Here is a 17181-nt window from a genome sequence, read left to right as displayed (position 1 = left end):
GAGGGCCGAGTCCGGAGTCCCCGTGCCGGTACCCGGTGAGCCGGAAAGGGAACGGCCCGGGGGACCGGCCTAGGCCGACAGCGCCGTCACCAACGCCGTCGTCACCTGCTCCACCTGCCACGGCCGCGCGCCGTACGCCGCCAGAGTCGCTCCCACCGTCTCGGCGTCCATGACCTTCGGCGGCTCCCAGCAGAGCCTGCGTACCGAGTCCGGCGCGATCAGGTTCTCCTGCGGCATGTTGAGCTGCTCGGCCAGCGCCGACACCGCGGCCCGCGCCGCGGACAGCCGGGCCGCCGCCTCCGGATCCTTGTCGGCCCACGCCCGTGGCGGGGGCGGTCCCGTCACCGGCTGCCCCGGCAGCGGCAGCCCGGCGTCCGGCAGCGCCCTGGCCCGGTCCACCGCCGCCTGCCACTGCTCCAGCTGCCGTCGCCCCATCCGGTGCCCGAAGCCGTTCAGCCCCGAGAGGGCGTGCACGTTCGCCGGCAGCGCGAGCGCGGCCTCCACGATCGCCGCGTCACTGAGCACCTTGCCGGGCGACACATCCCGCTTCTGCGCGATCCGGTCCCGCGTCTGCCACAGCTCCCGCACCACGCCCAGCTGCCGGCGCCGCCGCACCTTGTGCATCCCCGACGTCCGGCGCCAGGGATCCTTTCTCGGTTCGGCCGGCGGCGCGGACGCGATCGCGTCGAACTCCTGCCGCGCCCACTCCAGCTTCCCCTGCCGGTCCAGCTCCTTCTCCAGGGCGTCCCGCAGATCCACCAGCAACTCGACGTCGAGCGCCGCGTACCGCAGCCACGGCTCGGGCAGCGGCCGCGTCGACCAGTCGACGGCGGAGTGGCCCTTTTCGAGGACGAAGCCGAGGACGCTCTCGACCATCGCGCCGAGCCCGACCCGCGGGAAGCCGGCCAGCCGCCCGGCCAGCTCGGTGTCGAACAGGCTGCCGGGCATCATGCCTATCTCGCGCAGACAGGGCAGATCCTGGGTGGCCGCGTGCAGGACCCACTCGACGCCGGCCAGCGCCTCGCCGAGACCGGAGAGATCGGGGCAGGCGACGGGGTCGATCAGCGCGGTCCCGGCGCCCTCGCGGCGCAGCTGGACGAGGTAGGCGCGCTGCCCGTAGCGGTAGCCGGACGCGCGCTCGGCGTCGACGGCGACGGGACCGGAGCCGGCGGCGAACGCGGCGATCACCCGGGCGAGCGCGTCCTCGTCCGCGACCACGGGCGGAATGCCCTCACGCGGCTCCAGCAGGGGAGTCGGCGCCCCCGTCACAGAAGATCCGGCGTCGTCCGGAGGAGTGCCCCCGGTGGTGCGCAGTGAACTGTCTGCTGCGGTGTCTTGGGCGTCGGTCACATGTCAAGGGTATCTGTGTGTGGACGGCGCCCGTCGACGGAACGTTCCGTCGACGGGCACCTGAGGGTCGTAAACCAGTCAGGTCGGTGAAAGATCAGGTCCACGAACGGGGGATGACGGGGGGGCGACGCGACAGCGGACCAGCGGCCGATCCGGTTCACGTCGGTGGACGCACGACCAGTCAGTGGATGATGCCGGTGCGCAGGGCGACGGCGACCATGCCGGCGCGGTCGCCCGTGCCGAGCTTGCGGGCGATGCGGGCGAGGTGGCTCTTGACGGTGAGGGCGGACAGGCCCATCGAGACGCCGATCGCCTTGTTCGACTGGCCCTCCGCGACCAGCCGGAGCACCTCGACCTCGCGGCCGGAGAGCTCGCGGTAGCCACCCGGGTGGTTCGGGGCACCCGGGGGGCGGCGGTGCATACGGGCGGCGGCGGAACCGATGGGGGCGGCGCCCGGTCGGGTGGGGAGCCCGATGTTGGTGCGGGTGCCGGTGACGACGTAGCCCTTGACCCCGCCGGCCAGGGCGTTGCGCACGGCGCCGATGTCGTCGGCGGCGGACAGGGCCAGGCCGTTGGGCCAGCCCGCGGCGCGGGTCTCCGACAGGAGGGTCAGGCCGGAGCCGTCGGGGAGGTGGACGTCGGCGACGCAGATGTCGCGGGGGTTGCCGATGCGGGGACGAGCCTCCGCGATGGACGAGGCCTCGATGACATCGCGCACACCGAGCGCCCACAGGTGGCGGGTGACGGTGGAGCGGACGCGCGGGTCGGCCACGACCACCATGGCGGTGGGCTTGTTCGGGCGGTAGGCGACCAGGCTTGCGGGCTGCTCAAGGAGAACGGACACCAGGCCTCCTGGGGTGGGGGACGGGGGCCGGCTTGTGGGGAAGAAGCCGGGACGAACCGTGCTTTCAAGGTCACAGTCGTCTTCGGCATCAAACCCGTCCGCCTTTAGAGAATGATCACGATCTGGTGAGTAACAATACGTGCAATTCGGACACGCGATCGATCATCCGAAGATCGAATCGGTTCGGGGTGTTGTCGTACGGGACAGAAAGTGGCCGTATCGACAAAGAGATGGTCAACGAAGGGTGAGTCGACGGGACTCGTGTGGACGAGACCTCGGTCAATGTCGGACATGACGGAAATAGTGGAGGGGGGGTGGCTAGCGCGCCTGCGGGTCGCGGCGCTGCGGCAGCGTGACCACCGAGGCGTCTCCGGGGGCGGCCGGCGGCAGTCCCGCGACCTGCGCCAGCAGGTCGCACCAGGAAGCGAGGTGCGCCGCGGTGTCCGGGACCCCGGCGCGGCCCTCCCGGGGCGTCCAGGAGGCCCGGATCTCGATCTGCGAGGCGGCGGGCCGCTCGGACAGCCCGCCGAAGTAGTGCGAACTCGCCCGGGTCACGGTCCCGCTCGGCTCGCCGTACGACAGGCCGCGCGCCTGGAGGGCGCCGGTCAGCCACGACCAGCAGACGTCCGGCAGCAGCGGATCCGCCGCCATCTCCGGCTCCAGTTCCGCGCGCACCAGCGTGACCAGCCGGAACGTCCCACGCCAGGCGTCGTGCCCGGCCGGGTCGTGCAGCAGCACCAGACGGCCGTCGGCGAGGTCCTGCTCGCCGTCGACCACCGCCGCCTCCACGGCGTACGCGAACGGGGCGAGACGCTTCGGGGCGGGTGTCGGCTCCACCTCGACCTGCGGCCGCAGCCGGGCACCGCGCAGCGCGTCGACCGCGGCCCGGAAGGCCGGCGGTACCGGTGGCGCCGTACTCCCCGTATGCCCTTCGCCCTCCTCGGTGTCCTTCCCCTCGCCCATCCCGCCAGCGCCGTCCGACAGTCGTCCCTGAGCCGCAGCCATGCGGGGAAGAGTAAGGGGAACGACGCCTTCGCGCAGGGAGAGACACCACCTAAGGCCCCACCTGAGGTGCCGCGCAGGGTGCGGCCGCGGCGGCTTCGGGGCCGTGCGAGACTTGCCGTCGTGAGTGCGAACGGAAGCCCGACGGGCCAGCAGCCGACAGCGACGTACGACAGTGCCTTCCTGAAGGCGTGCAGGCGTGAACCCGTGCCGCACACCCCCGTGTGGTTCATGCGGCAGGCCGGCCGTTCGCTGCCGGAGTTCCGCAAGGTTCGCGAGGGCATCCCCATGCTGGAGTCCTGCACGCGGCCCGAGCTGGTCGCCGAGATCACACTCCAGCCCGTCCGCCGGCACAACGTGGACGCGGCCGTCTACTACAGCGACATCGTGGTCCCGCTCAAGGCCATCGGCGTCGACCTCGACATCAAGCCAGGCGTCGGCCCGGTCGTCGAGCACCCGATCCGCACCCGCGCCGACCTCGCCCAGCTCCGCGACCTCACCCCCGAGGACGTCTCCTACGTCACCGAGGCGATCGGCCTGCTCATCGCCGAGCTCGGCCCGACCCCGCTGATCGGCTTCGCCGGCGCCCCCTTCACCCTCGCGAGCTACCTCGTCGAGGGCGGCCCCTCGCGCACCTACGAGAACGCCAAGGCGATCATGTACGGCGACCCGGAGCTCTGGGCCGACCTGCTCGACCGCCTCGCGGACATCACGGCCGCGTTCCTCAAGGTGCAGATCGAGGCCGGCGCCTCCGCCGTCCAGCTCTTCGACTCCTGGGCCGGCGCGCTGGCCCCCGCCGACTACCGCCGCTCGGTGCTGCCCGCCTCCGCGAAGGTGTTGGACGCCGTCGCCGGATACGGCGTCCCGCGCATTCACTTCGGCGTCGGCACCGGCGAACTGCTGAAGCTCATGGGCGAGGCCGGCGCGGACGTCGTCGGCGTCGACTACCGGGTGCCGCTCGACGAGGCCGCCCGCCGGATCGGCCCCGGCAAGGCGCTCCAGGGCAACCTCGACCCGACCGTCCTGTTCGCCGGCAAGGACGCGGTGGAGACGAAGGCACGCGAGGTACTCGACGCGGCCGCCGGCCTCGAAGGCCATGTCTTCAACCTCGGGCACGGCGTGATGCCGTCCACCGACCCGGACGCACTGACCCGGCTGGTCGAGTTCGTCCACACCGAGACGGTCCGCTGACCCCGTCCGCTACCAGCCGTGCCGGGGCCGGGCCCGCCTGCCGAACAGCAGGCCGCGCGGTTCCGGCGGCGGAGGCGTGCCCGGCTTGAGCGGCCAGGCCAGCAGCATGCCCACGAGGAAGCCGACGACGTGCGCCGCGTACGCCACCGTGCCGGCGTCGGAGACGCCCTCGCCGGAGGAGTACACGGCCTGGAGCACGAACCAGAAGCCCAGCACCAGCCAGGCCGGCAGCCGCAGCGGCAGGAAGACCAGGAACGGGACCAGCACCCAGACCCTGGCCCTCGGGTAGAGGACGAGATAGGCGCCCAGGACGCCGGCGATCGCGCCGGACGCGCCGATCAGCGGGTCCGCCGAGGCGTCGTTGAGGAGCGCGAAGCCGTAGCCGGCCGCATAGCCGCAGACGACGTAGAAGAGGAAGTACCGGATGTGGCCCATCCGGTCCTCGACGTTGTTGCCGAAGATCAGCAGGAACAGCATGTTGCCCAGCAGGTGCAGCCAACTGCCGTGCAGGAACATCGCCGTGAAGACGGACAGCACCGGCGACTTGTCGTAGGAGGGCGGCCCGACGACGCAGCCGGGGCCGTTCTGGCCGATGCCCACGGCGCCCGTCGGGACCAGCCCCGGCAGCTGATGGTGGATCAGCTCTCGGGGGACCGCCGCGTAGTGGTCCGTGAAGGCCTGCAGATGGCACAGCTGTGCCAGATCGCTGCCGCCGGCCACGGAGCCGGCTATGCCGGGTGTGAACAGGAACACGAGGACGTTCGCGGCGATCAGCGCGTACGTCACGTACGGCGTGCGACGCACCGGGTTCACGTCATGAACGGGGATGACCACAGCTGACTAGTGCCCAGGGCGGGGGCGCCCGAAGCACGGAGCGGCTCGGTGAACGTCGGCGCGCGCGGGTGCGTATGTCCTTGCGACCGATGAGCTTCAGGTGATGTTCCAGGCGACGTGAGGACCAGGCGATGAACGAGCGGGTTGCTTCTCAGGGGTTCCCTCCCATGCAGGCCATGCCCGACGGCGAGGCGGAGATCTCCCTTGTGGTGCGGCTTCCGTGGGAGGACGTGGCACGGCTCGGCCAGGAGGCGGGGCGGCTGGCGGCGCAGATGCAGCGGCCGGTGACGCTGGACGAGGCGGTGAGCAACCGGCTGCGGTCGACCCGGCCGGCGGCGGCGCACGCGCGGCCGGGGGCTGAGCAGCCGGCGGCCGCGGCCGCGCCGGGCGGTGCGGGGGTCACTTCGTTGCCGAGGATCAGCGGGACGGCTTGATCGCCGTCGCGGGGCGCGGGTGCGCTGTGGCCGGTCGCGCCCCGCGGCGGAGCCGCAAATCGATTACGCCCCGCGCCCCTGACGGGGCGCTTCAGTGGCCCTCGCGCACCTTGGCCGACGCCTTTCTGGCCGCCACCAGTACCGGATCCCACACCGGTGAGAACGGGGGCGCGTAGCCCAGGTCCAGGGCTGTCATCTGGTCCACCGTCATTTTTGCCGTCAGGGCCACCGCCGCGATGTCGACCCGCTTGCCCGCGCCCTCCCGCCCCACGATCTGCACGCCGAGGAGGCGTCCCGTGCGGCGTTCCGCGAGCATCTTGACCGTCATCGGGTTCGCGCCGGGGTAGTAGCCTGCGCGGCTCGTGGACTCGATGGTGACCGCCTCGAACTGGAGGCCCACCCGCCGGGCGTCCTTCTCGCGCAGGCCGGTGCGGGCGATCTCCAGGTCGCAGACCTTGCTCACCGCCGTGCCGACGACCCCCGGGAACGTGGCGTAGTCGCCGCCCACGTTGGTGCCGATGACCTGGCCGTGCTTGTTGGCGTGGGTGCCCAGCGGGATGTACTGCTCCTGGCCCGAGACCAGGTTCAGGACCTCCACGCAGTCGCCGCCCGCCCAGATGTCCTGATGGCCGCGGACCCGCATCGCCAGGTCGGTCAGCAGGCCGCCGTGCTCGCCGACGGGCAGGCCCGCCGCCTGGGCGAGGCTCGTCTCCGGGCGCACGCCGATGCCCAGGATCACCACGTCCGCCGGGTACTCGCCGTCCTCCGTGGCCACCGCGCGGACGCTGCCGTCCTGGCCGGTGAGCAGCTTGGTGACCTCGGCGTCGTTGACCATGGTGATGCCGAGGCCCTCCATCGCCTCGTGCACCAGGCGGCCCATGTCCGGGTCGAGCGTGGACATGGGCTCGCTGCCGCGGTTGACGACCGTCACCTCGTAGCCCCGGTTGATCATCGCCTCGGCCATCTCGACGCCGATGTAGCCGGCGCCGACGACCACGGCGCGCCGGCCACGCGTGCGTGCCAGCGTGTCGAGCAGGGCCTGGCCGTCGTCGAGGGTCTGCACACCGTGCACCCCCGGCGCGTCCGCGCCCGGCATGTCGGGGCGGATCGGGCGGGCACCGGTCCCGATGACGAGCTTGTCGTACGACGTCCAGGACTCGGCGCCGGAATCGACGTCACGCGCGCGTACCCGCTTCCCGGCCACGTCGATCTCGGTGACCTCCGTACGCATCCGCAGATCGATGTCCCGGGACCGGTGCTCCCCGGGCGTGCGGGCGATCAGATGGTCCCGCTCCACCACGTCACCGCCGACCCAGTACGGGATGCCGCACGCCGAGTAGGAGCTGAAGTGGCCGCGCTCGAAGGCCACGATCTCCAGTTCGTCCGGTCCCCGCAGCCGGCGTGCCTGGGACGCCGCGGACATGCCCGCGGCGTCCCCGCCGATCACCACCAGTCGTTCCCGTCCACCGCTCATGTCCATGCGAACACGCTACGGGGCGAGGGAATGTCGGACGTGCTCAGGTCTCCTCACCGGGCGTACGGCGCCGGCGTACGACCCGCCACCACAGGAACGCGACCAGGGCCGCCAGCGCCGCGAACGGCAGGGCCGCGCCCAGCGCCAGGGCGATCCAGCGCAGCATCGTGAGGAAGACGTGCCAGCCGCCGGCCAGCGCGTCCACGAACCCGGGAGTGTCGTCCTTCGCGGCCTTCTGCACCGGCGTCTCGGTGAGCGACAGCGTGATGGTGGCCAGGCTGGTACGGTCCTTCAGGGACGCCTGCTGGGCGAGCAGCGCCTCCAGGTCGGCCTCCCGGCTGCTCAACTCCCCTTCCAGGGTGACCACGTCACCGAGCTTGGTGGCCCGGTCCATCAGTTCGCGGACCCGGGCCACGCTGGCCCGCTGCGACTTGATGCGGCTGTCCACGTCCACCACCTGGTCGGTGACGTCCTGGGCCTTCGCGGTGCGGTCGAGCAGCTTGCCCGCTCCCTGGAGGTCGGTGAGCACCTCGTCGTACTTCTCGGTGGGGACCCGGAGGACCACGCGGGTGCGTTCATGGCCCTGGGAGCCCCGGGTGGTGGTCTCGTTGCCGACGTAGCCTCCGGCGTTCTCGGTCGTGGTGCGGGCCTCGTCGAGGGCCTTGGGCACGTCCTTGACCTGCACGGTCAGGGAGGCGGTGCGGATGATGTGGTCGACCGTGAGCGTGGGGGTCTCGTCGGCGCCCCTGTTGCTGCTCTCCTTGGCGCCTGCCGGGCCCGCCGCGTCCTGGGCCGCGCTGCCTGCGGCGGCCTTGGCGTCGCCGGCATCGCTCGCGGAGCCGCCGGAGTCGCCGCCCGCGCTGCATCCGGCCAGGGCGAGGGCGGCGGCCAGCAGGAGGCCGGCGAGGGCGGGTCGTACGGGATGACGCATGGTTCCCCCCGAGGGTCGTGACTGTTGACGCTCCTTCGACGCCGTGGGGGTGCGGGACGTTTGAGCGCAACGGTTCCGATGCGGTCACGGTCCGGACGCGCGCCGGTCACCGGGCCGGGACGGGAGTGCCGGTGGGGTTTTGAGAGAGTGGGGTCATGAGCGCAACGGACACGGGACATGTCGTCGTCGTCGGGGCCGGGATCGCGGGGCTCGCCGCGGCCCACCGGCTGCTGGAGCGCGGCGCGCGCGTGACCGTGCTGGAGGCCTCGGGGCGAGTCGGCGGCAAGCTGCTGCCCGGCGAGATCGCGGGCGTGCGGGTCGACCTGGGCGCCGAGTCGATGCTGGCCCGCCGGCCCGAGGCGGTCGCCCTCGCGCGCGAGGTGGCCCTGGACGACCGGCTGCGGCCGCCGGCCACCGCCACGGCCTCGATCTGGACCCGAGGCGCCCTGCGGCCCATGCCCAAGGGCCACGTCATGGGCGTGCCCGGCACCGCAGCCGCGCTGTCCGGTGTGCTGTCCGAGGAGGGCCTCGCGCGGATCGAGCGCGACGCCGACCTGCCCCGCACCGAGGTCGGCGACGACGTGGCGGTGGGGGAGTACGTGGCCGGGCGGCTCGGCCGGGAGGTCGTCGACCGGCTCGTCGAGCCGCTGCTCGGCGGGGTCTACGCGGGCGACGCGTACCGCATCTCGATGCGCTCGGCGGTCCCGCAGCTCTACCAGGCCGCCAGGACGCACGACTCGCTGACCGAGGCCGTCCGCGAGATCCAGGCCAAGGCGGTCGCCAACCAGCAGACGGGCCCGGTGTTCATGGGCATCGAGGGCGGCGTCGGCACCCTGCCGCTCGCGGTGGCCGACTCGGTGCGGGCGCGCGGGGGCGAGATCGTCACCGGGGCACCCGTGACCGAACTGCGCAGGGTGGGACCGGGCACGGCACGGGACGTCGACCACGACGGCTCACCGGCCGGCGGATCCGGCCCCGCGCGGGCGGGCGCCGGGGCGGCGGCTCACGGGGACCGCGAGGCGGGCGGCGGCCCGCGCACCGGGTGGCGGGTCGTCGCCGGTGACCGGGTGCTGTACGCGGACGCCGTGATCGTCGCCGTCCCGGCCCCCGTCGCCGCCGCCCTGCTGCGCGCCGAGGCGCCCGCCGCCGCGGCCGGACTGGCCGCCGTCGAGTACGCCTCGATGGCCCTGATCACCCTCGCCTACCGCCGTGCCGACCTCGCCCTCCCCGAGGGCAGCGGCTTCCTGGTGCCGCCCGTCGACGGCCGCACCATCAAGGCCGCGACCTTCGCCTCCCAGAAGTGGGGCTGGATCGCCGACGAGGACCCGGACGTCGTCGTGCTGCGCACCTCGGTCGGGCGGTACGGCGAGACGGAGGTGCTGGGGCGCGCGGACGGTGACCTGGTCGACGTCTCCCGGCACGACCTGCGCGCCGCCACCGGCCTGGACGCGGACCCCGTCGCCACCCGGGTCACCCGCTGGACCGACGGTCTGCCCCAGTACCCGGTCGGCCACCACGCGCGCGTGGCCCGCGTCCGCGAGCACGTCGCCCGGCTCCCGGGCCTGGCGGTCTGCGGAGCGCAGTACGACGGGGTGGGCATCCCCGCCTGCATCGCGAGCGCCTACGCGGCGGTCGACCAGCTGGGCGGTGACCTGGCGGCGGTGCGGGAGCTCACCGCCAACCCGGTGCAGAGCCTGCACGGCGGAGCGGGAGAATAAGGATTATGAGTGACGACGCCCCCACCACCGCCCCCGAGCGGATCCCGAACAAGGGCAAGCTGGCCAAGGACCTCAACGAGGTCATCCGCTACACCCTGTGGTCGGTCTTCAAGCTGAAGGACGTGCTGCCCGAGGACCGCGCGGGCTACGCCGACGAGGTCCAGGAGCTGTTCGACCAGCTCGCCGCCAAGGACGTGACCGTGCGCGGCACCTACGACCTCTCCGGTCTGCGCGCCGACGCGGACCTGATGATCTGGTGGCACGCCGAGGACAGCGACCAGCTCCAGGAGGCGTACAACCTCTTCCGCCGCACGAAGCTGGGCCGCGCCCTCGCGCCGGTCTGGTCGAACATGGCGCTGCACCGCCCCGCCGAGTTCAACCGCTCGCACATCCCGGCCTTCCTCGCCGACGAGACGCCGCGCAACTACGTCAGCGTGTACCCGTTCGTCCGCTCCTACGACTGGTACCTGCTGCCCGACGAGGACCGCCGCCGGATGCTCGCCGACCACGGCAAGATGGCCCGCGGCTACCCGGACGTGCGCGCCAACACGGTCGCCTCGTTCTCGCTCGGCGACTACGAGTGGATCCTGGCCTTCGAGGCCGACGAGCTGCACCGCATCGTCGACCTCATGCGTCATCTGCGCGCCTCCGAGGCCCGGATGCACGTCCGCGAGGAGGTCCCCTTCTACACGGGCCGCCGCAAGGACGTCGCGGAGCTGGTCGCGGGCCTCGCCTGACGACCCTCAGCGCCGGCCGGCCTTGCCCTTCAGGGAGTCCCGCAGCTTCTTCTGCGGGGCGTGGCCGGCCGGCTTCGGCTCCGGGTGCCCCGTGCAGGACGCTCGCCGGTCCGGGAGCCGGCCCTCCAGCAGGTAGGCCTCCAGATAGCCGTTGACGCACTTGTTGGGGCCGCCGCCGATGCCGTGGGTGCCCGCGTCCCGCTCGGTCACCAGCACCGAGTCGGCCAGCCGCCGGTTCATCTCCAACGCGCCCGAGTAGGGCGTGGCCGCGTCCCGCTCCGCCTGCAGGATCAGTGTCGGCGGCAGCTCACCGGGACCCGTCCGGACGTCGAGGGCCTTCTGCCGGGGCGCCAGCCAGTAGGCGCAGGGCAGGTTCATGAAGGCGTTGTCCCAGGTCTCGAACGGCGCCACCCGCGCCAGCCGGGTGTTGTCCCGGTCCCAGGTCCTGAAGTCCGCCGGCCAGGCCGCGTCGTTGCACTCGACGGCCGTGTAGACCGCGTTGCCGTTCTCCGCCGCGGCGGCCGTCGCCGGCGTCGGCGCCGCCAGCCGGACGAGCGGCTTCGCGTCCCCCTTCAGGAACTTCGACAGCGCCTCCGCGCGGCTCGGCCAGTAGTCGTCGTAGTACCCGGCCGACAGGAACGCGCCCTGCAACTGTCCCGGCCCGACCTTCCCGCCGGCCGCCTTCTTGGCCAGCCGCTTGCTCGCCCGGTCGTAACTCGCCTGCACCTTCGCGGCCGTGTCACCCAGCCCGTACACGTCGTCGTGCCTGGCGATCCACTCCCGGTAGTCCGCCCAGCGGCTCTCGAACGCGGCCGACTGCTCCAGGTTGGAGCGGTACCAGATCTGCGCCGGGTCCGGGTTCACCGCCGAGTCCAGCACCATCCGCCGTACGTGCGAGGGGAACAGGGTGGCGTACACCGCGCCGAAGTAGGTGCCGTAGGAGGCGCCCATGAAGGTCAGCCGGTTCTCGCCGAGCGCGGCGCGCAGCACGTCCAGGTCACGCGCGTTGTTGAGCGAGGTGAAGTACCTCAGCCTGCTCCCGGACCGCTTGAGACAGCCGCGCGCGTACGCCTTCGCCTCGGCCACCCGCGCCTTCTTGTACGCCGCCGAGGGGTGCGCCGGTGACGGGGAGGGCGCCTTGAAGAACCGCTTGGGGTCCACACAGGACAGCGGCGCCGAACGGTCCACCCCGCGCGGGGCGTAGCCGACCAGGTCGTAGGCGGCGGCGAGGCGCTTCCACTCGGGCAGTGCGCCGACCATCGGGAAGGCCATGCCGGAGGCACCGGGGCCGCCCGGGTTGTAGACCAGGGTGCCCTGCCGGGGCACCTTGCGCTTGCTGTTGTGCGGGTCCTTGTGGGTGGCGCGGACCCGGCTGACGGTCAGTCTGATCTGCTTGCCGTCCGGATGCGCGTAGTCCAGTGGGACGCTCACCGTGCCGCACCGGAAGGAGCTCGGGAAGTCCAGGCCCGCGGCGCACTTGCCGAAGTCGATGCCCTCCGCGCGTGCCCGGGCGGCGGCCACGGCGGTACCGCGCAGTTCGGTGGTCGCCGCGTCCGGGGCGCGGGGCGCGCTCCCGGCCGGGGCGGCGGCCAGGGTGGTCAGGATCAGGGACCCGGCTGCCGAGTACAGGGCGGGGGCTCTCATGGCGTATCCCTTTCGGTGCGGTCGCTGCGTGGCGCGGCAGCAACGGCACCGCAGCGACTGCACGGCAGCAATAAAAGGGATATTTCGACCGGTTGTCGGCGAAGGCAAGCACCAACGGCCGGTGTCGGCCCCAATGCCCCTGTACGCCCCCGCTCACTCCCGCGGGAGCTGGTCCCGGTGTGCGAAAGCCGCACGCAGCTCCGGTTCACCGATCGCGCGGATACCGCGGACGGCGACGGAGGCGAGCAGCGAGTGGTCGTCGGCCGCCCGGTTCGCCCGCCGGTGCAGCCCGCCCAGCAGCCGCTGCCCGGCCGGGGAGGCCCAGCGCGCGTACGGGTGCACCTCGACCCGGGCGATGGCCAGGCAGCTCAACGTCAGGGTGAGGGGCAGCGCGAACCACATCGCGACCAGGCCGCGGGGCATCTCGGTCGGGGCGGGCAGCACGAGGGCGACCGCCCCCAGGCCGAACACGGCGAGCGCGGCGGCCCGGACCTGACGCACGCCCGACGCGACCGTCGTACGCGCCGCCACGTCCGGCACCGCGAGCCCGGCCCGCACCAGCCCCTCGCCGAGACTCCGCACGGCGTCCGCGCCGGCCGCGGCCGAGCGCACCGGCGCTATTCGCGACTGCCCCTCCGGCCCGATGGCACCTATCACCGAGCGTTCCATCTCGTCCCGAGCGCGCGGGTCCACGACGGTCGCCCAGCCGGTGTGGGCGAGCAGCAGCCGCTGCTGGCGGGCCATGGACACCAGGGTCAGATCGGCGACCCGTGCGGGCCCGCCGGACAGGAAAGCGACCTCGTACAGCGTCAGATCGTGTCCTCGGCCGGTGTCCGTGTCGGTGGCCGCGGTGCGTACGGCGGCCAGGCACAGCCGAGTGCAGGCGGTGCCGGCGACGGCCCAGGCCAGGAGCAGGAGAAGGACCCAGAACATGACGCGTTTCTATGCCAGGGGCTTGGGAAACGCCATGCCCTGTTCATATTCCGGACCGAGTGTTGTCGGTATGTGACGTTCCGTTTCCCGTGCAGGTCAGGGGCTGCGGGGAGGCGGGGGACTGGAGGCGGCGGGCGGCAGCGGGTACGTCGAGGCCGTCTGCGGGTCCGGCACCGGGGACGGTGTGACCGGGATCGCATCGCTCGGCGCGAAGACCGGCGGCGAGGCGGCGGGGGAGGGGGTGACCGCCAACTGCTGCGCGAGGGCGGCGAAGTCGACGTACCCGGTGGCCTCCAGGACCTTGATGTGGTCCAGGACGGTGGTGTTGGCGTCGTCGGCGAGATCGCGGACCAGGGTGTTCTGGGTGCCGGCGCGGACCTGGGCGACGACGGAGAAGACCCGGCCGTGGGCCAGCCGCGCGATGTTCGCGAACTGCCGGTCGAAGTCCTGCCCCTGCGCCTCGGTCAGCGTGGCGAGCCACTGTCGCTGCTGGTCGTTGGGCTGGTTGGGAATCGGCACGCCGAGCTGGGCGGCGACGCCGCGGACGTGCGCGTCGAGGGAGGCGTGTCCGTCGACGAGGTGCTGACCGGCGGTCCGTACGGCCTGGGTGGTGCCCTTCTGCTCCGCCATCTCCCCGGCCGGCAGCTCCCAGAGCCCGGCGAGCCGCACCTTGACGATGAAGTCCCGGTCCTGGGCCGACAGGGGGCCGTAGCGGGTCGACACGGTCTGGGCGCTCAGCACGTTCACCGCGCCGGTCGGGTCCGAGCGGTCGGCGTACGACCAGATCGGGAACACCAGGGCGGCGAGGGTCGCCGCGAGACAGGCGATGATCAGTCCGGTACCGGTGAATATGCCTCGGCCTTGGATCGGGGGTCGGGGACGCGCGCGCATGATGCCTCCTGCACCGCACGGGTGGGGCTTCGCTGTGCGGGCTTGGCATATTACCGAGGGCGGGTGACGGTGGACCGGGCCGCGGTGTGCGGTGCGTGCGGGTGAGGCGTCGTGGGGCTTCGGTCGGATGTCCGGTGCGGGCCGTGTATGGCTGGTCGCGCAGTTCCCCGCGCCCCTGACGGGGCGCTGAGCCGCTGAGCCCCCTAGCCTCGCCGCAGCAGTGCCCTTCGTCGGGGCGTCGGTCCCGCTCGGTCCCGCCACCACCTTTCCAGTCGGCGCTGGGAGGTCCTGCCTCCCGCTCGGCCGTCGCTCAGCAACCGCTCCGCGAAGTCCAGCGCATCCCGCCGGTACCCCCCGGTCATCGGCCGTTCCTGCGCGTACGCCAGAAACGCCGGCCGGTACGCGTCCCCCAGGATCTCCGGCAGCTCCGGGGCCACCTTCGCCACCACGTCCGCCCGCTTCGACGCCAGTGCCCGGGACTGCACCCCCATCCGCACCCGGTCGAACCCTTCCGGCACCGGTGTCCCGGCGACCAGTGCGGACAGCACCGCGGTCTGTGCGAGCCCGACGCTGCGCCGGGTGGCGTCGGTCACCTCGGGCGCGGCCGGCCGCGCAGGGCGATCGAACCGGCGGTCGGCGACCGCGCCCCCCGCCGCCACCGCCCCGCGGATCGCCGCCAGCTCCCGCTCCAGTTCGGCCGGTTCGGGGAAGTTCTCGTCCCGCTCCAGCAGCACTCCCGGCGGCGTGACCCGGGACGCGAGGTCGGTCAGGACGTCCAGGACCGCCGGGGGCACCGGGTGGGCGTGGCTGTCGTGCCAGACGCCGTCCCGCTCGAAGCCGCCCGCGACATGGACGTAGGCGATGGCCTCGACGGGGAGTTCGGTGAGCGCCTTGGCCGGGTCCTCACCGCGGTTGACGTGGTTGGTGTGCAGGTTCGCCACATCGATCAGCAGCCGTACCCCGGTGCGGTCCACGAGGTCGTACAGGAACTGCCCCTCGGTCATCTCCTCGCCCGGCCAGCAGATGAGCGCGGCGATGTTCTCGACGGCGAGCGGCACGGGCAGCGCGGCCTGCGCGATACGGATGTTCTCGCAGAGGACGTCGAGGGCGTCCCGGGTGCGGGGGACAGGGAGGAGGTGTCCCGCCTCCAGGAGCGGCGAGGCCGTCAGCGGGCCGCCCGCGCGGACGAACGCGATGTGCTCGGTGACCAGCGGGGAACCCAGCGCCTCCGCCCGCTCGGCGAGCGCCGCGAGCCGGTCCTCGTCCGGGCGGTCCGCGCCGCCGAGGCCCAGGGAGACACCGTGCGGTACGACCGTCACCCCGCGCTCGCGCAGCCGCCGCAGCGAGTCAGGGAGGTGGCCCGGGCAGGTGTTCTCGGCCACGACCTCGACCCAGTCGATACCGGGCATGCGCTCCACGGCGTCGGCGATCTCCGGCCGCCAGCCGATGCCCGTTCCCAGCCGCTCCGGCGTCATGGTCCGCCCCCCTCTTGTTCCGAATGACGGGGGTATGGCCCCGGAGCGCGTCCGCGAACCGCGTTGCCTGCCGCTTCAGAGCAACATTTGAGGTTCGGGTCCGCGCTCCGGGGAGCTGAACCGGCTATCCGCCGAGTACGCCCAGCGAGTCCACCGGGTCCGGGCGTGCGGTGTTCACCGTGCCCGGCGCGCCGGGCGAGGGCCGGGACGTGACCCGCACGTCACCGCTGGCCTGCGCGGCCGGAGCGGAGGGCACCACCACCCCCGGTGCCGGGACTGCCGGGCCGGTCGGGCTCGCCGTGGTGGAGTTGGCGATCTCGTTGGCGATCGCCTCGAAGTCGACCTTCCCGGTCTTCTCCAGGATGGTGATGTGGTCCAGCACGGTCTGGTTGGCGTCCGAGGCCAGCTGCCGCACCAGGCTGTTGCGGGTGGTGTTCCGTACCGTCCCGATCGCCGGGAAGATCTTGCCGTGCGCGGCGCGCAGCAGGTTCACGAACTTGTACTCGTACTCCGCGCCGGTCGCCGTCGACATCTCCTGGAGCCAGCCCTGCTGCTGCTCGTTCGGTACGTTGGGCAGTTCGACGCCCAGCTGCCCCGCGACGATCCGGACCCGCCGGTCCAGGTCGGTGTGGCCGACGATCAGATGGTCCCCGGCCGCCTTGATCTCGGCGCTCGGTGCCCGCTGGATGGCCTGCTGCCCGGCCGGCAGCTCCCAGAGTCCGGCCAGCCGGACCCGCACGATCAGATCGCGGTCCGAGGCGGACAGCGGACCCCACTGGGTGGCCACGGTCCCCGCCGCCAGGTTCGCCTGCCCGGTGCCGGAGCGGTCGCCGTACGACCACACGGGATAGGCGAGCGCGCCGAGCGTGGTGGCGAGGGCCGCCAGGATCATGGCCGTACCGTTGAAACGCCGCAAGGGGTCCCTCCCCGTGTCGCTGGTTCAGTGACCGGACGTACGGGTGTGCCGGCGGCGATGTTCAAATAAACGGCAAAGTTCGTCAGGGTATTTAAAAATTCCCAGGTCAGCGGAGTGCGGGATGGTCCGCGACCACGGTGCAACTGCCCGGCGCGATCTCGGTGAACCCGGCGTCCCGCACCAACGGCAGCCCGCTGTCCGTCAGTTCACGCCACTCGGCCGGATCGGCGGTCCGCACGGCGAGCGGGAACCCGGCCTCCCGCCAGGCCTCCCGCTCCTCCTCCGACAGCGCCCACCAGGCCAGTTGGGCCCCGTGCCCGGCCTGCGCCATCGCCTTCCCGGCCGACATCTCCAGCTCCGGGTTCAGCCACAGCACGGCCCCCGCGCGGTCGGCGCCGGCGGGCGGCTCAGGGTCGTCCAACTCGGTCCCGGACACCTGCAACCTCGCCAGCTCCTTGGGCCACCCGTCCAGGGGAACCGGCGGAAACACCCGTACCTCGGCGGACTTCCCCGTGAGGGTGATCCCGGGCAACTCCCCGGCCCGCCGCCACTCGGCCCCCCGGGCCCGCCGCACGACCTTCCGGATCCGCGCGTCCTCCCAGTCCCGCATCGACTGAGCCCATTCCCCGTCCCCGAGGGAGCGCGGATCACTGAGCATGGTCAGCACGGCCCGTGCGGCGGTCTCGAGTGCGTCGGTGCGGGCGGGGGGAGCCGCCTTCTCGATCCGCACGACAAGAGGCAGTACGAACTGGGGTGCTTCGTCCCGACTGTTGGCCGAGACCTGAAAAGGAGCGCTCACCGCACCAA

Annotated in this window: 16 protein-coding genes; 4 read left to right on the top strand and 12 right to left on the bottom strand. The window is 72.7% G+C overall.

All coding sequences use genetic code 11. From position 1 onward, the window contains the following. Nucleotides 1-69 precede the first annotated feature (69 nt). The 3 genes from ACZ5K7_RS02395 to ACZ5K7_RS02385 all read right to left on the bottom strand — a co-directional run bounded on the left by ACZ5K7_RS02395 (nucleotide 70) and on the right by ACZ5K7_RS02385 (nucleotide 3199). Nucleotides 70-1350 carry an HRDC domain-containing protein gene (locus ACZ5K7_RS02395; RefSeq protein ID WP_468909495.1) on the bottom strand — a complete coding sequence of 427 codons (1281 nt, stop codon included), beginning with the start codon at nucleotides 1348-1350 and terminating at the stop codon, nucleotides 70-72. Nucleotides 1351-1531: 181 nt separating this feature from the next. Continuing rightward, nucleotides 1532-2194, bottom strand: a complete 663-nt coding sequence (locus tag ACZ5K7_RS02390; protein ID WP_351710385.1) for a response regulator transcription factor — start codon at nucleotides 2192-2194, stop codon at nucleotides 1532-1534. 318 nt (nucleotides 2195-2512) lie between these two features. Then, entirely contained in the window at nucleotides 2513-3199 is a 687-nt protein-coding gene (locus ACZ5K7_RS02385) for a DUF3000 domain-containing protein (RefSeq protein WP_468909492.1), read from the bottom strand. A 120-nt stretch (nucleotides 3200-3319) separates the two neighbouring features. Here ACZ5K7_RS02385 and hemE point away from each other — a divergent pair, with 120 nt between their 5' ends. Next, nucleotides 3320-4387, top strand: a complete 1068-nt coding sequence (gene hemE / locus ACZ5K7_RS02380) for a uroporphyrinogen decarboxylase (protein ID WP_468909490.1) — start codon at nucleotides 3320-3322, stop codon at nucleotides 4385-4387. A gap of 9 nt (nucleotides 4388-4396) precedes the next feature. On the opposite strand, the gene ACZ5K7_RS02375 is transcribed toward hemE, so the two are convergent. Next, nucleotides 4397-5221 (bottom strand): rhomboid family intramembrane serine protease, encoded by an 825-nt coding sequence (locus ACZ5K7_RS02375; RefSeq protein WP_351710379.1) that lies wholly within the window; start codon nucleotides 5219-5221, stop codon nucleotides 4397-4399. 167 nt (nucleotides 5222-5388) lie between these two features. On the opposite strand from ACZ5K7_RS02375, the gene ACZ5K7_RS02370 reads away from it, so the two are divergent. Next, the gene (locus tag ACZ5K7_RS02370) at nucleotides 5389-5655 is read left to right on the top strand and encodes a hypothetical protein (RefSeq protein ID WP_351710377.1); all 267 of its coding nucleotides are present in this window, start codon (nucleotides 5389-5391) and stop codon (nucleotides 5653-5655) included. A 91-nt stretch (nucleotides 5656-5746) separates the two neighbouring features. On the opposite strand, the gene ACZ5K7_RS02365 is transcribed toward ACZ5K7_RS02370, so the two are convergent. Next, nucleotides 5747-7135 (bottom strand): FAD-dependent oxidoreductase, encoded by a 1389-nt coding sequence (locus tag ACZ5K7_RS02365; protein ID WP_351710375.1) that lies wholly within the window; start codon nucleotides 7133-7135, stop codon nucleotides 5747-5749. Nucleotides 7136-7172: 37 nt separating this feature from the next. Continuing rightward, the gene (locus ACZ5K7_RS02360) at nucleotides 7173-8060 is read right to left on the bottom strand and encodes a DUF4349 domain-containing protein (RefSeq protein ID WP_468909486.1); all 888 of its coding nucleotides are present in this window, start codon (nucleotides 8058-8060) and stop codon (nucleotides 7173-7175) included. A gap of 155 nt (nucleotides 8061-8215) precedes the next feature. Between ACZ5K7_RS02360 and hemG the strand changes: the two genes are divergently transcribed. Both hemG and hemQ read left to right on the top strand, forming a co-directional pair. Next, the gene (gene hemG / locus ACZ5K7_RS02355) at nucleotides 8216-9778 is read left to right on the top strand and encodes a protoporphyrinogen oxidase (RefSeq protein WP_468909483.1); all 1563 of its coding nucleotides are present in this window, start codon (nucleotides 8216-8218) and stop codon (nucleotides 9776-9778) included. 5 nt (nucleotides 9779-9783) lie between these two features. Further along, nucleotides 9784-10515, top strand: a complete 732-nt coding sequence (hemQ, locus tag ACZ5K7_RS02350) for a hydrogen peroxide-dependent heme synthase (RefSeq protein ID WP_351710369.1) — start codon at nucleotides 9784-9786, stop codon at nucleotides 10513-10515. 6 nt (nucleotides 10516-10521) lie between these two features. Here the strand turns inward: hemQ and ACZ5K7_RS02345 are convergent, their stop codons facing one another. From ACZ5K7_RS02345 to ACZ5K7_RS02320, 6 genes are all read right to left on the bottom strand, one after another. Beyond that, entirely contained in the window at nucleotides 10522-12159 is a 1638-nt protein-coding gene (locus tag ACZ5K7_RS02345) for an alpha/beta hydrolase (protein WP_468909479.1), read from the bottom strand. Nucleotides 12160-12312: 153 nt separating this feature from the next. Further along, nucleotides 12313-13092, bottom strand: a complete 780-nt coding sequence (locus ACZ5K7_RS02340) for a TIGR04222 domain-containing membrane protein (protein WP_351710365.1) — start codon at nucleotides 13090-13092, stop codon at nucleotides 12313-12315. Between the two features lie 96 nt (nucleotides 13093-13188). Then, nucleotides 13189-13983: a DUF4142 domain-containing protein gene (locus ACZ5K7_RS02335; RefSeq protein WP_468909476.1), complete on the bottom strand. Its 795-nt coding sequence runs from the start codon at nucleotides 13981-13983 to the stop codon at nucleotides 13189-13191. A gap of 203 nt (nucleotides 13984-14186) precedes the next feature. Then, on the bottom strand, nucleotides 14187-15458 hold the full coding sequence (locus ACZ5K7_RS02330; protein ID WP_468909473.1) for an MbnB/TglH/ChrH family RiPP precursor modification enzyme: 1272 nt from the start codon (nucleotides 15456-15458) through the stop codon (nucleotides 14187-14189). A gap of 124 nt (nucleotides 15459-15582) precedes the next feature. Continuing rightward, nucleotides 15583-16374: a DUF4142 domain-containing protein gene (locus tag ACZ5K7_RS02325; protein ID WP_468909471.1), complete on the bottom strand. Its 792-nt coding sequence runs from the start codon at nucleotides 16372-16374 to the stop codon at nucleotides 15583-15585. A gap of 106 nt (nucleotides 16375-16480) precedes the next feature. Continuing rightward, complete coding sequence (locus ACZ5K7_RS02320; RefSeq protein ID WP_468909468.1) at nucleotides 16481-17173, bottom strand: aminoacyl-tRNA hydrolase; 693 nt, start codon at nucleotides 17171-17173, stop codon at nucleotides 16481-16483. Between the last annotated feature and the right edge of the window lie 8 nt (nucleotides 17174-17181).

This window comes from Streptomyces sp. NPDC031497 (assembly GCF_055580905.1).
The sequence above is the reverse complement of the archived record's forward strand: the minus strand, read 5'-3'. Positions and strand labels throughout refer to the sequence as shown.